Source organism: Monashia sp. HAY1-2A, from assembly GCF_056755315.1.
Window position 1 is genome coordinate 1 of the sequence record NZ_JBNDHY010000256.1, and the last position, 3121, is coordinate 3121.

Here is a 3121-nt window from a genome sequence, read left to right on the forward strand (position 1 = left end):
CGCAGGTCCCTCGGGTCGCACCGCGCCCATACCCCCGAGGACGCGCTCGAACGGCCCCCTGGGCAATCCAGGGGGCCGTTCGCGTGTGGGTGGAACGGCGTGTGCTGCGGGCGCTGCCCGCTGCCTCGGCGTATCGGGCGTCACGGCAGTCGCGGCACTCGCTGCCGCGAGCCCGGCAGTGTCGCGTTGGTCACGTATGGTCCCCCTCGTGAACATGCCCTCGATGCACGTCTTCGTGGACGACTCCGGCGACGGCGGCCTGAAGTTCGCTGCCGGTTCGACCAGCCATCTGGTCATGGCGGCCTGCGTCTTCCGCGACCCGACCCAGATCGAGAAGCTGGCCGACCGCGTCGCCGGGGTGCGCACGAGCACCAGCCACTGGCACGAGTTCAAGTACAACTCAACGCGAGAGAAGGTCAAGGACGAGTTCTTCGCACGGATTGACGACGTGCGGTTCCACGTCCGGGCCATCTGCATCGACAAAGCTCGCCTGACGAGCGCCAAGCTGCGCAACGAGCCCCAGGCTCTCAAGTCCTACGCGATACGCATGCTGCTCACGAAGAACTTCGGCTACCTACGAAACGCCAAGGTGGTGGTCGACGGCCACGACACGAAGGCCTTCGGCGTGCACGACGCCCAGTACCTGGCCCGCATGGTCAACCGTGACGCGCCCGGCACGATCAGCGCGGTCAAGTTCGATGACTCGCGGCACAACGTCGGCATCCAGTTGGCAGACATGGTTGCGGGAGCGATCAACCGCGGGATCCGGACCCACAAGCCCGCGAGCACCAAGCATCTGCTCGTGGTACGGCCGCGGACGTACCAGCCGCACGGGACCCTGTGGCACTTCTGCCGGTGAAGGGGTTCGACCCACCGCCCTAGCCCCAGTTCTGGGACACGCGCACCAAAGGGTGACTATTCGGGCAGCGGGTCTCGGTGAGCGCAACGCTACAGCATCCGTGCACGCACGCAAGACGGTTACGGACCTACTTCTTGCCGCCCGTTGTTGCAGAGTGTCGGAACTCGACGACGTCGCCGTCCTGCATGACGTAGTCCTTGCCCTCCATGCGCACCTTGCCCGCGGCCTTCGCGGCCGCCATCGAGCCGGCGTCCACGAGGTCACCGAACCCGACGATCTCGGCCTTGATGAAGCCACGCTGGAAGTCGGTGTGGATGACGCCCGCGGCCATCGGGGCGGTCCAGCCCTTGCCGATCGTCCAGGCGCGCGACTCCTTGGGCCCCGCCGTGAGGTAGGTCTGCAGGCCCAGGGTGTGGAAGCCGGTACGCGCCAGCTGGTCGAGTCCCGACTCCTCGGCCCCGAAGCTCTGCAGCAGCTCGAGGGCCTCGTCGGCCTCCATGTCCATGAGGTCCATCTCGAGCTTGGCGTTGAGGAAGACGGCGTCGGCCGGGGCCGCGAGGTCCCGGAGCGACGCGTGCAGCGCGGTGTCGGCCAGCTGGTCCTCGTCGAGGTTGAAGACGTAGATGAAGGGCTTGGTCGTCAGCAGGCCGAGCTGCTTGGCCTCGGCGAGGTCGACGCCGGCGGCCGGGCCCGCGGCGAACAGGGTGTGCCCCTCCTCGAGGACCTTCTGCGCGGCCTGGGCCAGCTCGAGCGCGGCCTTCCGGTCCTTGTTGACCCGGGCCTCCTTCTCGAGGCGCGGCACCGCCTTCTCGAGCGTCTGGAGGTCGGCGAGGATCAGCTCGGTGTGGATCGTCTCGATGTCGCCCGCCGGGCTGATCTTGCCGTCGACGTGGACGACGTCGGCGTCCTCGAAGGCGCGCACGACCTGGCAGATGGCGTCGGCCTCGCGGATGTTGGCGAGGAACTTGTTGCCGAGGCCCTCACCCTCGGACGCGCCGCGCACGATACCGGCGATGTCGACGAAGCTGACGGTGGCCGGGAGGATCTTCTCGGAGCCGAAGAGCGAGGCGAGCACCGTCAGGCGCGCATCGGGCAGCGGCACGACGCCGACGTTGGGCTCGATCGTCGCGAACGGGTAGTTCGCGGCGAGCACGTTGTTCTTGGTCAGCGCGTTGAAGAGCGTCGACTTGCCGACGTTGGGGAGACCGACGATTCCGATGGTGAGTGCCACGAGGACAGGAGTTTAGTGCCGCAGGACGAGCGCCCCGACCACGCACCGACGTCCGCGGCCCTCCGGAGGGTCCGCGCCGACGTCGGGGGCGGGCTGCCTCACCCGTCGGTCGGTGCGGGCCGGACGCCGCAGAGCTGACGCGACTGCGCGACGAGGGCGCCGGTGGAGTCCCAGATCGTCGCGTCCTCCTCCATCATCCCGCCACCGAGGTTCTCGCTCGAGAGCGCGACGCGCAGCCAGCCGGGCGCGGGTCGGCGGCGGACGTGCCCGGTGAACTCCAGCGTCGGGGTCCACCCGAAGAGCCCGAGGTCGAAGGCGACCGGGGGCAGGGCGTCGAGGGCGAGCAGGAGCATCGTCGTGTCCGGGTCACGTCCGTCGCGCAGGCGCAGCCATCCGCGCATGACGCCCTGCATCGAGGGACGCCCGAGTGCCCAGCCGGCCGTGGCCGGGTCGAGCCGCAGGTCGAGGCGCTCGAGGAACCGGGCGTTCGCGAGGAAGTCCGGCGGCGCCTGGTCCGCGCCGAGGCACTGCTCCGGCGGCGGCATGTCGGGCACGACGGACTGGCGCTGCACCTCGACCTCGTCGAGGTTGCCGAACGAGGCGATGGCGCGCATCCGCTCCACCGGGGGGCCGTCGGGCGAGGGCTGCACGATGCTCACCTGCCCCGTCGAGAGGGCGCGTCCGCACCGCATGACCTCGGTCGTCGCCGTGAACGGCCCGGGCTGCGAGGCGGTCAGGAAGTACGCCGAGACGACGACCGGGTCGACGTGACGCGTCGCCTCGGCGGGGTCGGCGGCCAGGTGCTGCCCCAGGGCCGTCAGGGCCGTCGCCATGACCAGCCCCCCGTTGACGGCGTTGCCGATCATCCAGGCCTCGGAGAAGCTGCCGGTCCGGGCGTCGGGCCCCGGCCCGGGCTGCAGGCGGACGGCGTCGTCGTACTCGCTCACGGCGACTGTCTAGCAGACGCGTCCCACACATCGCACCGGGCGGGGCGTGCCGCGGGCCACACCGGGACAAAGGGTGTGTAATGG

General features: G+C 69.9%; 3 protein-coding genes. 1 reads left to right on the plus strand and 2 read right to left on the minus strand.

The genetic code is table 11. The annotated features are described in order from the left end of the window. Positions 1–214 precede the first annotated feature (214 nt). Positions 215–859 (plus strand): DUF3800 domain-containing protein, encoded by a 645-nt coding sequence (locus ACPYOM_RS21440; protein ID WP_481347509.1) that lies wholly within the window; start codon positions 215–217, stop codon positions 857–859. Positions 860–986: 127 nt separating this feature from the next. Here ACPYOM_RS21440 and ychF read toward each other — a convergent pair whose 3' ends face one another. Beyond that, the gene (ychF, locus tag ACPYOM_RS21445; RefSeq protein ID WP_481347508.1) at positions 987–2090 is read right to left on the minus strand and encodes a redox-regulated ATPase YchF; all 1104 of its coding nucleotides are present in this window, start codon (positions 2088–2090) and stop codon (positions 987–989) included. Between the two features lie 98 nt (positions 2091–2188). Next, positions 2189–3037 carry a thioesterase family protein gene (locus ACPYOM_RS21450; protein ID WP_481342388.1) on the minus strand — a complete coding sequence of 283 codons (849 nt, stop codon included), beginning with the start codon at positions 3035–3037 and terminating at the stop codon, positions 2189–2191. Positions 3038–3121: the final 84 nt, after the last annotated feature.

Bases quoted from the DNA above. Each gene is read 5' to 3' on its own strand.
- ACPYOM_RS21440 (WP_481347509.1), top strand. From the start codon at position 215: ATGCCCTCGATGCACGTCTTCGTGGACGACTCCGGCGACGGCGGCCTG.